The organism is Morganella morganii (assembly GCF_019243775.1).
Taxonomy (GTDB): domain Bacteria; phylum Pseudomonadota; class Gammaproteobacteria; order Enterobacterales; family Enterobacteriaceae; genus Morganella; species Morganella morganii.
Genome location: NZ_CP069157.1, coordinates 2,964,992 through 2,979,623 on the forward strand (window position 1 = coordinate 2,964,992; position 14,632 = coordinate 2,979,623).

The 14,632-nt window shown below is 52.4% G+C and carries 12 protein-coding genes; 6 read left to right on the plus strand and 6 right to left on the minus strand.

Annotated features, from left to right (window positions below; genetic code table 11):
• Positions 1-21: 21 nt before the first annotated feature.
• From JL661_RS14300 to hrpB, 5 genes are all read right to left on the minus strand, one after another.
• Positions 22-1,524: a UvrD-helicase domain-containing protein gene (locus tag JL661_RS14300; RefSeq protein WP_247718668.1), complete on the minus strand. Its 1,503-nt coding sequence runs from the start codon at positions 1,522-1,524 to the stop codon at positions 22-24.
• Positions 1,525-1,606: 82 nt separating this feature from the next.
• Positions 1,607-1,987: a nuclease-related domain-containing protein gene (locus JL661_RS18475; protein ID WP_247718669.1), complete on the minus strand. Its 381-nt coding sequence runs from the start codon at positions 1,985-1,987 to the stop codon at positions 1,607-1,609.
• A 359-nt stretch (positions 1,988-2,346) separates the two neighbouring features.
• Positions 2,347-2,697, minus strand: a complete 351-nt coding sequence (locus tag JL661_RS14305; protein WP_062773061.1) for a HigA family addiction module antitoxin — start codon at positions 2,695-2,697, stop codon at positions 2,347-2,349.
• 68 nt (positions 2,698-2,765) lie between these two features.
• The gene (gene mrcB, locus JL661_RS14310) at positions 2,766-5,273 is read right to left on the minus strand and encodes a bifunctional glycosyl transferase/transpeptidase (protein ID WP_062773058.1); all 2,508 of its coding nucleotides are present in this window, start codon (positions 5,271-5,273) and stop codon (positions 2,766-2,768) included.
• 134 nt (positions 5,274-5,407) lie between these two features.
• The gene (gene hrpB, locus JL661_RS14315; RefSeq protein WP_062773055.1) at positions 5,408-7,858 is read right to left on the minus strand and encodes an ATP-dependent helicase HrpB; all 2,451 of its coding nucleotides are present in this window, start codon (positions 7,856-7,858) and stop codon (positions 5,408-5,410) included.
• 92 nt (positions 7,859-7,950) lie between these two features.
• Here hrpB and sfsA point away from each other — a divergent pair, with 92 nt between their 5' ends.
• The 6 genes from sfsA to panC all read left to right on the plus strand — a co-directional run bounded on the left by sfsA (position 7,951) and on the right by panC (position 13,317).
• Positions 7,951-8,661, plus strand: coding sequence for a DNA/RNA nuclease SfsA (gene sfsA / locus JL661_RS14320; RefSeq protein WP_036408622.1), 711 nt, complete (start codon positions 7,951-7,953; stop codon positions 8,659-8,661).
• Between the two features lie 187 nt (positions 8,662-8,848).
• On the plus strand, positions 8,849-9,304 hold the full coding sequence (gene dksA, locus JL661_RS14325) for an RNA polymerase-binding protein DksA (RefSeq protein WP_004238923.1): 456 nt from the start codon (positions 8,849-8,851) through the stop codon (positions 9,302-9,304).
• A gap of 55 nt (positions 9,305-9,359) precedes the next feature.
• On the plus strand, positions 9,360-10,262 hold the full coding sequence (gluQRS, locus tag JL661_RS14330) for a tRNA glutamyl-Q(34) synthetase GluQRS (RefSeq protein WP_024472739.1): 903 nt from the start codon (positions 9,360-9,362) through the stop codon (positions 10,260-10,262).
• Between the two features lie 280 nt (positions 10,263-10,542).
• Positions 10,543-11,898, plus strand: coding sequence for a polynucleotide adenylyltransferase PcnB (gene pcnB / locus JL661_RS14335; RefSeq protein WP_024472740.1), 1,356 nt, complete (start codon positions 10,543-10,545; stop codon positions 11,896-11,898).
• Positions 11,895-12,395 carry a 2-amino-4-hydroxy-6-hydroxymethyldihydropteridine diphosphokinase gene (folK, locus tag JL661_RS14340; protein WP_062773052.1) on the plus strand — a complete coding sequence of 167 codons (501 nt, stop codon included), beginning with the start codon at positions 11,895-11,897 and terminating at the stop codon, positions 12,393-12,395. The genes pcnB and folK overlap by 4 nt, the downstream gene beginning before the upstream one ends.
• Before the next feature lie 34 nt (positions 12,396-12,429).
• A complete protein-coding gene (gene panC / locus JL661_RS14345; protein WP_024472742.1) occupies positions 12,430-13,317 on the plus strand; it encodes a pantoate--beta-alanine ligase in 888 nt (295 codons plus the stop codon).
• Here the strand turns inward: panC and JL661_RS14350 are convergent.
• The gene (locus JL661_RS14350; protein ID WP_062773049.1) at positions 13,289-14,632 is read right to left on the minus strand and encodes a TolC family protein; all 1,344 of its coding nucleotides are present in this window, start codon (positions 14,630-14,632) and stop codon (positions 13,289-13,291) included. The two genes, panC and JL661_RS14350, sit on opposite strands and share 29 nt — an antisense overlap.

A 14,632-nucleotide genomic window follows, 5' to 3' on the forward strand; every position in this document is an offset into this window, starting at 1 on the left:
AACTGAGCTGTATAGAATTTTTCAATCCGCATTGATTTCACTGAAAAAATTTTTATATTTCCCTTCACTACTTTTATCTAGGATAATAAGATTCTCAATAGATCGCGTGATCGATGTATAGATAATCTCAGGAGTATCCTTGTCATCCATAATATAAAACACGGTTTTAGACTCCAGACCTTTAAAACTATGTATTGTGGATAGTTTGATTAATCCACTATTCGGATAAAAATGATTTTTTTTTGTCCTTCTTACCCGCTCAATATCAGACTTAATACCAGTATGTTGCTTAATAAAATCTCGCAGTTCATCTTTTGTGAGCAATTTTAATTTATTGATATCGTAACACTCCTTTCTTTCCGGTAGGAGTTCAATTAGTTCTTCATATGTTTCAAACATACAGGTAGTATTTTCAAATTTATTCAACCTTTCATTCAATCGACGAACAAGAAAAATATTAGACGATAGAATAACAATATCATTTGGATTGAAATTATAATTTTTGATGTAACTTTGAATTTTTTCAAAGCATTTATTTTCCCAGTCGGATGGAAAGAAATGATATTTTATAATATCAAAATTCATTCCTGGCTGGATATTTTGTTGTTCAAATAAATCTATATCTGCATGTTTTTCGACCAGATACTTCAATTGATATTCTTTAAAAATTCGATTCAAAGACGAGTCACTGCTTGTACGATAGGAACGATTTAATTTCTTCCACTCACCAAATCCCTGTGCGATAACGGCAGCTCTTTTGCTATTTCTTTCATAAATATTTTGTGATTCGTCACCAAACAGAATCATTTCACCCTCGTGATTGAGGAAATTGTCACGAATAATTTTAACCCATTCATTTTCAAAGTCCTGAATTTCATCAATCAAAATTGTCCGATACTTATTAACAGAAAAACCACTGAATAAATCACGGTTAAATAATTTATCAAATCCGTATTTTTCAATTAATTCACTGACATCTTGCTCTGTCTCAATCAATTGAGACATGAAAAACTGATGATAATTTGTCACTGCGAAATGTTGATCATCTCGATAACCAAGAGCATCGCTGATTCGGTCTTTAATGAGGTTTTTTAGTGTAATATTGAAAGTCAGAATCAATACAATATCATCATGTCGATGAAATGCATTTACCGCTCGATTTGCAATGATAGTAGTTTTTCCACAGCCTGCTACACCTTTAATTTTTTCTTTTCCAGACACGCTTACCGCCAACTTACTTTGGCGCTTATCTAAGAAGATTTTTTTTCCCTGTTTTAAAATATGGTCGCTTGGCATCAAGCGTCTTTTAAAATCGTCATACACACGATCGTCAAACAGGACATGTGGCTTAAAGCTTTTAATTTTATTAACGAGTTCTTTTATTCGATCTGCGCTGTAAGCCATGGACTTATCTCTAGCTAACTTTCTTTTTAGCTGCGAGATTTTTTCTGCTTGTTGATTGTATTTTTCTATAGGAATTTCTTTATTCCTGTATTGCGCATCAATATACCTAGATCGCTCCATCAATTCACTCTGGGCGTGAGAATATAACAAATCTATATTGGCTTTTTTACCTTTGTGTAAGTAAACAAACGGCTGGACAATGTTAAAAAAAATTGCGATTTTTTAGATAAGACAGACCTAATACTGGTAAATGTAGATTATATAAATTTGACTTGTACCTGAAAGCTTGTGATTGAGGTGATGAAATCTTCGACACCCCTTTTTCAGAACTAACTTGCCATTTATTAAAAGCATCGACACTATAATTAACTAGGTTATAGTCCTTCACTTCAACAATAAAAATTGCCGTGTGTTTTTTAAGAATGATAAAATCAGGGCGATCCCCATCAATAAATGGATTAAAGAAAATTTCGTAGCTATCATCCAAGTTCTCCGTAAGGTGGTTTAACAAGTGAAGTTCACCAGGAGTGGGAGCAACCTTTAAACGGAGTATGTTTTCCAAAGTTGGATGAAGGATAGACACGCTAACACTCCCCTTATAGTGAATAGTGAATTGAATAACCATCTATAATTTACTACGTGCTCTATAAGAAACAAGTATGGCATAACAGATTTTTAAATTTACACAAATAACAATATTAGCTACTTCCGCTCCTGGCACAAAGCAGTCCATCAGATTAGATTCACGTCACAATTGTATCAAACCGAATTTGAACTAATACAACCGACAGAAGCAATTGCAGTGGTGCAGACTGGCTTTATTCTGATTCATCCGTTTCGTGAAGGATTAACTATTCACTATCAGACATTATCAGCATCTGTTGTGTTTTCTTACTGTTTTTCATCGTCCGACACTATGGGTCACTTTATGGTCGACCAGTATTATTTCTTTTCAAATTCAGGTGATTCCGTACGTTCATCCGACAGCTCATTAAGCCATACATCTTCTTCAGAATCGCCGTACAGCGTGATCCCCGAAATATCGACTTCCTTTTCCAGGCGGTGCAAATCATAGTTTGCCTGTAAGCGCAGCCAGAATGCCGGGTTACTGCCTAATGCTGCTGCTATCCGGATAGCCAGGGCAGGTGTCAGAGCTGTTTTCCCCGACAAGAACCGGGAAACCGTTGCCGGTGTTACCCCGATATTTGCGGCAAACTGACGGACTCCCACCCCCAGATCAGCCAGTATATTGGCTACGATTTTACCAGGATGTGAAACAATAGCTTGTTTCATCAGTGATAATTCCCAAATTTAAACGCGTCTGTTGCATAAAACAAAACCCGCCTTGCGGCGGGTTACGATTACTGTTCAAACATCTCTTTCAGCCAGCCGGGGGCTTCTTCTCCCTGCTGCTGAGCCGGGGCCTGCTGGCCGCACAGTGCCTGTGCGTCCGTTGTCCAGACCGGTAATGTCCGGGTGACACCCACGCCGTTGCAGACAAAATTGCCATCCGCATTGACCGACATCTCTGCGATATCTTCCGGCGGTGTGAGGTTCAGTGCCAGCGGCGGCTGATTGTCCAGATAACGGCCATAGAGCACCAGGGCACCGGAGCCGCCGTACAGGCCGGACGGGCTGTTATCATCCAGTCCCATCCAGGAGACGGTGACTTCTTTGCCGTCGATTCCGACAAACCAGCTGTCGCGCATCAGGTTGGTGGTCCCGGTCTTCCCGGCCAGATGGTATTTACCGAATTTAGATCCCAGACGACGGGCCGCGGTACCGCGTTCCACCACCTGCTGCATGCCGTACAGCGTCATATAGGCCGCCTGCGGGGCAACAGCGCGCTGTGCCTGCGGGAAGCTCTGATAAATCACCGTGCCGTCTTCCGCAATCACCGAGCGCAGTGCGGACAGTGTCGCGCGGTTACCGCCGCTGCCGATGGTCTGGAACAGCTGAGAGACCTGCAATGGTGTCAGGTTTACCGCACCGAGCAGCATCGCCGGGACTTTCTGGATATTTTTCGCCGGCGCACCGAGACGGACAAAGGTATCCGCCACCGCATCCAGACCAACCGCCATACCGAGGTTAACCGTCGGTACGTTGATAGAGCGCGCCAGCGCATCCACCAGCATCACACGGCCGCTGAAGGTTTTGCTGTCGTTACGTGGTGACCAGGTACCGCCGCCGCCCGGAACATTAATGGTCAGCGGCTGGTCGTCCAGCCAGGTGTTCAGACGATAAGTGTCCGGAATACCAAGCGCGGTGAGATAAGTCATCGGTTTTGCCAGCGAGCCGATAGAGCGTTCCGCTGCCATAGCGCGGTTAAACCCGGCAAACTGTGGCTGGGAGCCGCCGACCATCGCGCGGACTTCGCCGCTGATGCGGTCAACCACCACCATCGCCCCTTCCAGCTCCGGTTTTTTACGCTCTGCACGGATGGCTTTCACGCCTTCCTCAACGGCATTTTCAGCCGCATCCTGGGAAACCGGATCCAGTGTGGTGAAGATTTTCACGCCAGACAGATCATCCACTTTATCGCCGAGCTTCTCGCGCAGTTCCTGACGGACCAGCTGCATAAATGCAGGCTGCGGCGTGATCACACCACTTTTCTCTTTCACACCCAGCGGACGTGCGCTCAGGACATCATACATTTCCTGGTCGATCACCCCGCCCTGAGTTTGCAGAAGTTTCAGCACCACGTTACGGCGCTCAAGGGCATTTTGCGGGTTACGCCACGGGTTGTAGACCGATGCCCCTTTCACCATTCCCACCAGCAGTGCTATCTGGTCAAGACTGAGTTCATTCACCGGACGGCCGAAGTAATAGAGGCTCGCCAGCGGGAAGCCGCGGATTTGCTCATCCCCGCTCTGCCCCAGATACACTTCGTTGAGATACAGTTCCAGAATGCGGTCTTTATCGTAGCGGTAATCCATAATGAGCGCCATATAGGCTTCATTGGCTTTACGCACCAGTGTCCGTTCATTGGATAAGAACAGGTTTTTCACCAGCTGCTGTGTCAGGGTACTGCCGCCCTGAACCGCACGTCCCGCCGTCAGGTTTGCCAGAAGAGCACGCCCGATGGAGGTGATGCTGATACCGTCATGCTCATAGAAATTGCGGTCCTCGGTCACCAGCAGGGCTTTGACCAGCTCATCCGGGAAGCCGCTGCGGGCCAGGAACAGGCGCTGCTCACCATTTGCGGATTGCAGCATAGTGATCAGTTTCGGATCGAGGCGGAAGAAACCGAATTCACGGCCGTTATCCACGTTTTCAATTTTTTCCAGTCCGCTGCTGCCGAAAGTCAGCCGGGCGTTAATCTGCCCTTCTTTACTGTCCGGGAAATCAAACGGGCGGCGCAGCATCTGAATAGTATTACCGGTCACGGAAAATTCACCGGCTCGGGTGATTTTGGTAACTTTGCGGTACTGCATACCTTCAAGCAGTTTCACCATCTCATTCAGGCTGTAATCCATGCCCGGTTCGAGGTTTACGGTACGTCCGTAGACCGCAGCAGGCAGATCCCAGACTTTACCGTCTAGGCGGTCACTGATTTTTCCGGCCAGATAAACGCCGTAAATCCCCAGCAGGATAGCCATCACAATGCCGAGTTTGACCAGGAACCAGAACCAGCGCCAGCGCCGTTTGGGCGGCTTGTTTTTGCGCCCTTTTTTACTCATGCGCGGACTTTCCTCTTCATCGTCATAATCATCATCATCCGGCTCGTCATCACCGAATTCATCATCGTATTCAATATCATCGTCATAATCCTCATCCCGGCGGCGACGGCGGTCTGAGCGCCCTCTTTTTTTACCGGCAGAAGCCTTGCTGCCCCTGCGGCCGGTGGGTTCACGATCAAAATCAGACATGGTCTCTCCCGTCAGTCTGTCTGCCGCACAATCATGTGCCGGGCGGGACAGGCGGTTATTTCATCAGTTGCTATTGTCGCCGATTCCGGCAACAGACACAGTAAAAATCCGTTAAACAAAGACTATCTTTGCATTTACATAAACTTTTTTACACGCTTTGTCGGCTGTGCATTTGCCGGATCGTCCGGCCAGAAATGTTTGGGATAGCGCCCTTTCATCTCTTTCTGCACCTCCCGGTAGCTCCCGCCCCAGAAGGCTTTCAGGTCGGCGGTCACCTGTATCGGGCGGTGTGCGGGCGATAACAGGCTGACCGTCACCGGCAGCCGTCCCTGCGCCACCACCGGCGTTTCACGCACACCATACATCTCCTGAATGCGGACTGCCATCACCGGCGGTTTACCCGCCGCATATTCTACAGGGATCCGGGTGCCGGTGGGTACTTCAAAATGACGCGGGAATTGTGCATCAAGCCATTGCTGCTGCGACCAGTCCATCCGCTGACGCAGCGCGCCGTATAAATCCAGCTTTGCCAGCTGCTGCTGATTGCGCACACCGGTCAGATACGGCGACAGCCAGGATCCCAGCCCGGCAAGCAGTGTATCATTATCCGCCGCCGGCAGCGGCTGTTCCGGAAACAGATCATTTGCCAGCTGCTGGCGGATAAGTAACTGCTCACAGGCTTCATTGAATGGCAGAACAGAGAGACCCTGTTCGCGGATCCAACTGAGCAGCGCATCGCGGACAACCTCATCAGACGGTGCCGCCAGCGGTTTCCGCTCAATAATCAGCTGCCCGCAGGTGACCGCCTGCCACGCCTGCCAGCTGCCTTTGTTTTCATCACGGGTCAGGCGGTTTTCTGTTTTCAGCAGGTGCGGTGCTATTTCTGTCAGTTGTGATAACTCAAACGGCACCGCTTTCAGGATCCGTGCATTGGCCTGCTGATCATTTTGCAGGATCAGCGGGGCGATAAGTCCGGGCTCATTACCCAGCGGACTACTTTCATCCGTAACCGCGCCGGTGCCGTTTGCCAGCAGAAACGCACCGGAGCGCCCGCGATTACCGGCGATTCTGTCCGGAAAGCCCTGTAATAAGGTGCGGCACAGCCAGCCGCTGTCCGGATCATGAGACGGTTTTCTGACCGGCAGACCGGCGGCCTGCAACAGCTGGTGCGCCCGCTTATCCCACCGGGCGGACGGATGTGTCAGATCATGCAGCAGATTGCCGTTACCCTCACGGGAAGGCTCTTCCAGCGCGGCAATCAACCGGGCGGCATAGTATATCTGTGCCGGTTCTTTATTAAGGGTATAAAGCCACAACGCAGAGAGGCGCGGCTCTGTCCCGGAGGCGGCCATTGCCTCACCTTTGGCGGTCAGTCCGCCGTCAGGCAAAAGACAACCCATTTCTGTCAGTAGTTTTTTCGCCACCTGTACCGCCACGGCAGGCGGGGTATCAAGCCAGGCAAGCTGTGAGACCTCTCGGCAGCCCCACTGCGCCAGGTTCAGCACCAGCCCGGCGAGATCACTGTGACAGATTTCAGGCTCACTGTGAGCCGCAGCGCGTTCGGCTTCCGCCTGTCCGCACAAATGCAGACAGATCCCCGGCGCCAGACGTCCGGCGCGACCGGCACGCTGTGTCATCGATGAGCGGCTGATGCGGCTGCGCACCAGGCGGGTCAGTCCGCTGCGCGGATCAAACTGCGCGGTTTTCTCCAGACAGCTGTCCACCACCAGAGTCACGCCTTCAATCGTCAGGCTGGTTTCGGCAATATTGGTCGCCAGCACGATTTTGCGCATACCGGGTGGCGGCGGTTCAATCGCCTGCTGCTGTTCTTTCAGGGAAAGTGCGCCGTACAGCGGGCAGATAAGGGTATCCGCATCCGTTTTACCGGTCAGTTGTTCCTGTAACCGGCAGATTTCCGCCTGTCCCGGCAGAAACACCAGCACAGAGCCTTCCTCCTGCTGATACAGCTGTAACACCGCCCGGGTTACCTCACTGATAAAAGGCTGATGCGCACTGAGCGGCTGATACCGCCTCTCCACCGGGAAAGCGCGCCCCTCCGCCGTGATCACCTCCGCCTGCGGCAGCAGGGACAGTAGTTGTTCATTATCTAAGGTCGCGGACATCACCAGCAGACGCAAATCATCACGCAGTGAGGACTGGACATCCAGCAACAGCGCAAGGGCGAGATCGGCCTGTAAATTCCGTTCGTGGAATTCATCCAGAATAATGATGCTTACTTCGGATAATTCCGGATCCTGCTGTAACATTCTGACCAGAATTCCCTCTGTAACAACCTCAAACCGGGTAGCTGCACTGACCCGGGTTTCACCGCGCATCCGGTAACCCACGGTTTCCCCCGGACGCTCCCCGAGCTGCGATGCCAGCCGGTGCGCCACGCTGCGGGCCGCGATACGGCGGGGCTCCAGCATGATAATCCGTCCGGTGACAGAAGCGTCTTTCAGCATCAGCAACGGCAGAATAGTGGATTTCCCGCTGCCGGTCGGAGCCTGTAACAACACCTGCGGAGCACTTTTCAGTGCCGTACTGAGTGCCGGATAAATGTTACAAACGGGGGAATATGTCACAAAAACCTCATCATTATCTGCTTAACTTTCGACGCACAACATTGTAGCATTGCCGCCCCCTGAAAAGTGCAGTCACATTGACAGGAGTTACGATGGAATTTCATCCCCCGTTACAGGCGGGCACACTGGTGCAGCGTTACAAACGTTTTCTGGCGGATATTATCACGCAGGACGGGCGCACCATCACCATTCATTGTGCCAATACCGGCGCGATGACAGGCTGTGCCACGCCGGGTGATACCGTCTGGTATTCCGAATCCGCCAATGCAAAGCGCAAGTATCCGCACAGCTGGGAACTGACGCAGACACAGGCCGGACATCTGATTTGTGTGAATACGATGCAGGCGAACCGGGTGGTAGCTGAGGCGATTGCGCAGAACCGGATCCCGGAACTTGCCGGGTACCAGACGCTGGCACAGGAAGTAAGATACGGCAGTGAAAACAGCCGGGTTGATTTTTTACTGACGGATCCGCAGAAAAAGCCCTGCTATGTTGAGGTGAAATCCGTCACGCTGCTGGAAAACGGACACGGTTATTTTCCCGACACCGTAACTTTACGTGGACAAAAACACTTACGTGAGTTACAAGCAATTGCTGAAGCGGGAAATCGTGCTGTTCTGTTTTTTGCTGTACTGCATTCAGGGATTGAGGCCGTATCGGACGCAGCGCACATTGATAAAAAATATTCATCACTTTTGCAGCAGGCATCACAGTCCGGAACTGAAGTAATTTGTTACAGAATGCGGATGACACCGGATGGCATCACTGCCGGAGAAAAGATACCCTTTGTATTCATGGGGTGAATATCAATTTTTTTAATAATAAATAGGATGTTTTGTGAGTTGCGGGGTGAATAAACACGCTGTTCTTCACACCTTACAAAACTAATGAAAGCAAGGGTTGCATTATCCATAATCATCTGCTATCTATAGCGGCCTATTTTTCCCCTCTAAGGGATATTGTCAGACATGCGTGTGTAGGAGAAGCATTATGCAAGAAGGGCAAAAACGTAAAACCTCGTCCCTGAGCATTCTTGCCATTGCCGGCGTGGAGCCGTATCACGAGAAGGCAGGCGAAGAATACATGAACGAAGCCCAGTTGGCCCATTTCAAGCTGATACTTGAAGCATGGCGCAACCAACTCAGGGATGAAGTAAACCGCACTGTCACGCACATGCAGGATGAAGCAGCTAACTTCCCGGACCCGGTTGACCGTGCCGCTCAGGAAGAAGAATTCAGCCTGGAACTGCGCAACCGTGACCGCGAACGCAAACTGATCAAAAAGATCGAAAAAACCCTCAAAAAGGTTGAGGACGACGATTTTGGTTTTTGTGAGTCCTGCGGGGTTGAAATCGGTATCCGCCGTTTAGAGGCGCGTCCGACCGCAGATTTATGTATCGACTGTAAGACGCTGGCTGAAATCCGCGAAAAGCAGATGGCGGGCTGACAGATTCACCACAGACGGCGCTTTGACAGCGCCGTCCGTTTTTATGCCACTACAGATGACGGAATATTCTGCCGGCTCAGCGCCCGGTTATACCGGCCGCTTCGCACCCTCACCTTCCGGTGCGCTTCATTTCGGCTCTCTGGTGACCGCACTGGGGAGTTATCTTCAGGCCCGTCACCTCGGCGGACGCTGGCTTCTCCGTATTGATGATATCGACCCGCCCCGTGAAGTACCGGGTGCTGCGGATGCCATTCTGCGTATTCTTGACCATTACGGCCTGCACTGGGACGGCGATGTGCTGTATCAGTCGCGCCGCCATGATGCTTACCGTGACGTGATTGAACAGCTGAAAGCCACCGGGCTGTGCTATTACTGCACCTGCACACGGCATGATGTACATGACAGCGGCGGCCATTACCCCGGCACCTGCCGTCAGCGCGGCCTGCCGCCGGATAACGCCGCGCTGCGGCTTATCAGGACGCATCCGGTGTACCATTTTACCGATGGCCTGCGGGGCGATGTGTTTACGGATAACGCCACAGCAGAGGAAGATATCATTATCTTCCGCAAAGATAAGCTCTTTGCCTATAACCTGGTGGTGGTGCTCGATGATGATTATCAGGGTGTGACAGAGGTGGTCAGAGGCGCGGATTTACTGTATCCCACCTCACATCAGCTCTCATTATACCGCCAGCTCAGGCTGCCGGAGCCGCATTATCTGCATTTGCCGTTGATGCTGGGCCCGGCGGCGCGTAAACTCTCCAAGCAAAATCATGCCACCCCGGTGCCGCTCAGTGATCCGCGCCCGCTGTTATGGCAGGCGTTGCAGGTACTCCGGCAGCCGCTGCCGGAAACGGATCCGCTGTCGCTTTCCCTGACTGAACTGCTGGCATACAGTGTGCGGAACTGGGATATTGCTGCCGTACCGCGTGATGATGTGGTGACGGACAGGGAATAATTCCGCAATATCCGGGCTAAAGCATTCTCAAAAAACCAAGTGTACGATATTATTAGTCGCTTATTTTTTAGTTCATTTAATTGTTATACAGAGGTGTACCATTTTAAACCGAGTCGCAAAGTTCTGTCGCAGTCTGATTTCCCGCGAGAATAAGGCAGATTGCACAGAGGCTGCCAGTGAAAGGCCGGCCCCGAATGCTGACCATACGCCGCAGAATCCGTCACCCCGTGAGGCTTCCCCCGCGCGTCCTGCCGCTAAACGCAAAAAACCGGCAAAAAATATGGATAACAGCGGGACAGTCAGCGCAACGGTAATTCCCCGCAACAGTCATTCTATTTCCCGTCAGGACATCAGCGAGAATGCGCTGAAGGTTCTGTACCGCCTGAATAAATCAGGTTTTGACGCCTATCTGGTCGGCGGCGGTGTCCGTGATCTGCTGCTGGAGCGCAAACCCAAAGATTTCGATATCGCGACCAATGCCACGCCGGACGAAGTGAGAAAACTGTTCCGCAACTGCCGTCTGGTCGGCCGCCGTTTCCGTCTGGCTCACATTATGTTCGGCCCGGATATTATCGAAGTCGCGACCTTCCGTGGTCCGCATGACAATAACGAACCAGCTGATGACGGCAAAGCCCGCTCTCAGCAGGGCAAAAACGGCATGCTGCTGCGCGATAATATTTTCGGCACCATTGAAGAAGATGCCGTCCGCCGCGATTTCACCATTAACAGCCTTTATTACAGCGTGGCTGATTTTACCGTCCGTGATTATGTCGGCGGACTGGCAGATTTACAGCAGCGCATTATCCGTCTGATCGGCGATCCGGAAACCCGTTACCGGGAAGACCCGGTGCGTATGCTGCGCGCCATCCGTTTTGCCGCCAAACTGGATATGACCATCGAACCGGAGACCGCCGCGCCTATCCGCACGCTGAGCACACTGCTGCGTGATATCCCGCCTGCGCGTCTTTTCGAGGAAGTACTCAAGTTATTACAGGCCGGTGACGGACACCGTACGTTTGAATTATTACGTGAATACGATCTGCTGGATATGCTGTTCCCGCTGGTTGCCGGGCCGCTGAAAGAGAACCCGGACACCCCGCTGTCCCGTATCGTGGATCAGGTACTGAAAAATACTGACTACCGTATTCATAATGATCAGCGCGTCAATCCGGCCTTCCTGTTTGCCGTGATGCTGTGGTATCCGCTGTGCGAACATGCAGAAAAACTGGCTCAGGAGAGCGGGCTGGCCTATTACGAAGCCTTCGCGATTGCCATTAATGACATCCTGGATGAACAGTGCCGCGCGATTGCTATTCCGAAACGCCTGACCACCACTATGCGTGATATCTGGCAGTTACAGTTACGTCTGCCGCGCCGTCAGGGCAAACGCGCGATCCGTCTGATGGAAAATCAGAAATTCCGCGCCGCCTTTGACCTGCTCGAACTGCGTGCGAATGTGGAAGGCCGTCATGAGTTACAGGAACTGGCTCACTGGTGGGCAGATTTCCAGCAGGCGAATGCCCCGCAGCAGCGCTCTATGGTGACTGAACTGGGCAGTGATCCGGTCAAACGCCGTCCGCGCCCGCGCCGCCGCCATCCGCGTGCCCGTCAGGGTAACGGAAACAGTGAATCATGATTCCGGTCTATATTGCGATCGGCAGTAATCTTGCCGATCCGCTTGACCAGGTCAACCGGGCGATTGCCGCGCTGAGTGCTGTCCCGCAAAGCCGCCTGGTGCGCCACTCCGCTTTTTACCGCACCGCGCCGATGGGCCCCGCCGGACAGCCTGATTATCTTAATGCGGCTGTTTTGCTGGAAACTGACCTGACACCGCACCAGCTGCTCGATGCCACCCAGGCTATCGAACTGGCTCACGGCCGTGTCCGTAAGGATGAGCGCTGGGGTCCCCGCACATTAGACTTAGATATCATGCTGTTTGGTGATATGGTCATCAGTGATGCGCGGCTGACCGTGCCGCATTACGGCCTGAAAGTGCGTGAATTTATGCTGTACCCGCTCGCCGAAATCGCCCCCGGGCTGATTCTGCCGGACGGCGAGTCACTTGCGGCGGTTGTTGCCCGCACCCCGGAAAACGGGCTTGGCCTCTGGTCATCATCAGAGCCGGTACGCTGAACTTTCTGCTCAACAGACAGACAAGGAGACACTGATGCGGATTATTGAAACTGCGCTGATCCTGCGCAAAGAGATTGCCCGTCTGCGGACTGACGGCAAACGTGTTGCGTTTATCCCGACAATGGGAAACCTGCATGACGGCCACCTGGCACTGATAAAAGAAGCCCGTAACCAGGCGGATATTGTCGTGGTGTCTGTCTTTGTGAATCCGCTCCAGTTCCCCCGCGAAGATGATTTGCAGCGCTACCCGCGCACTCTCCAGGCAGACTGCGAAAAACTGAGCAAAGCGCAGGTGGATCTGGTGTATGCCCCGGCGGTCAGTGATGTCTATCCGCACGGGTTGGCTCACCAGACTCAGGTGGTTGTACCGCCGCTGCTCAGTCAGTGTGATGAGCCGCATCAGCGCACCCGTCTGCGCGGTATCGCCACCGTGATGTGCAAGCTGTTCAATCTGGTACAACCGGATATCGTTTTCTTCGGTACCAACGACCATCCGCGTTTCCTGACTATCCGCCGTCTGATCCGTGACCTGAATTATGATATCGCACTGGCCACCATTCCGACCGTCCGGGAAAAAACCGGGCTGGCACTCAGCTCCTGCAATACCCTGCTGAATAAAGAGGAAAAAGAGGCGGCACCGCATCTGTATCAGGTTATGCAGACCCTCGCGGATATGATCCGTGAACGCCCGAGTGCCATTGCCGAAAGTCTGGATAATGCCCGTGATGATTTAAGCCGTGCCGGATTCCGCGATATCAGCCTGGAAATCTGTGATGCCGATGACCTGGAAGCTGTGCGCGTCAACAGCGAGAAGGCCGTGATTCTGGCCTCCGCCTGGCTGGGAAATATCCGCCTGATCGACTGCCTGCATGTTAACATGCCGAACCCGGCGGTCAGTGAGACGGTCTCTCCGTCACTGTAAAATAGTCCTCAATCTGCCTGAAAAGCCCGGTTTCCGGCGCGCTGCTGTAATGACGCAGCCGGAACCAGGCCAGAAGCCCGTCATAGCGGGCTTTTATCAGCTCCTGCTCCGCCTGATAATACTGTTCCCGGGCATGTGCCACCTCCGGCTGACTGTTCTGCCCCGCCGCATACCCTTTTTCCGCCGCCGTTACCTGTAACCGCGCAGCCGCTGCGGCCTGCTCCAGCGCCGCCAGCTGTATGCCGCTGTGGCGGAACACCTGATACTGACGTGCCAGGTCACGCCGGAGTGTCTGTATCAGTGCATCCTGTTCATACTGCGCCTGCTGAATCTGAGCAGATACCTTACGCATCCCCGCCAGATCTTTTCCGCCGCTGAACAGCGGAACGGAAATGTGAATCCCGGCACTGAGATTACGGTAGCGCTGACCGACAGTATCATTGCTGTCCGATTGGGTATCCGACCAGGCGGTAAAGAGCTGTGCTGATGGCATAAATGCCCCGCGCTGTACCTCTGCCGCCGCTTTTGCCAGCGCGGTTTCCTGCTGTGCCGCTTTGATTTCCGGATGCACCGCCAGCATCTGCTGTTCCTGATCCGCATAGTCGCCGTCATTCAGGTACGGCAGCCGGAAATCCCCCGCTTTCAGTGCCGGAAGATCCTGCATCCGCAACTGCGCCAGGCCGGTAAGATCAGACAATATCAGCAACGCATTCAGACTTTCCGCTTCTGTTTCCGCGATCTGCGCCTGACGCTGCCGCAGACGGGCACGGGCGGATTCAACCTCTGTCACAGTGCCCTCCCCGAGCTGCAAAAGGCGCTGTGCAGCCCCCAGCTGAGCAGTATTCAGTGCCAGCCGGAGCCGGTCTGTTTTCTGTAGTTCCAGAGCACAGGCTAGGTTCAGATACGCAGAGACCAGCCGGTTGATAAGCTCTGCCTGTTGTATCTGCAAGCGGCTCTCTGCGGCAGTACCGCGTATCTGTGCTGCCCGGTACTGATGGTATGCTGTGTAATCAAACAGCGGCTGTGTCACCACCAGGTTGAGGGAATGGCTGCTGTAATGCCGCTGAGAGGTCACCGGTGCCCGCTGTGTCAGCCGGTTATACGACGTGTTCTGATAACTCAGCCCGACGGACGGCAGCAGGTGCGATTTCCCGGCGGCAACCTCCGCCTGTTCCGCCTCATAAGCCTTTCCCGCAGCACGGAATGGCAGATCATTGTTCAGCGCGGACTGACCGAGTTCAGATAATGTCACCGCCTGCACACCGGCGGACAACAGACACAGCAGTGCCGCAAAAAGGCGTTTTGCAGAATGCAT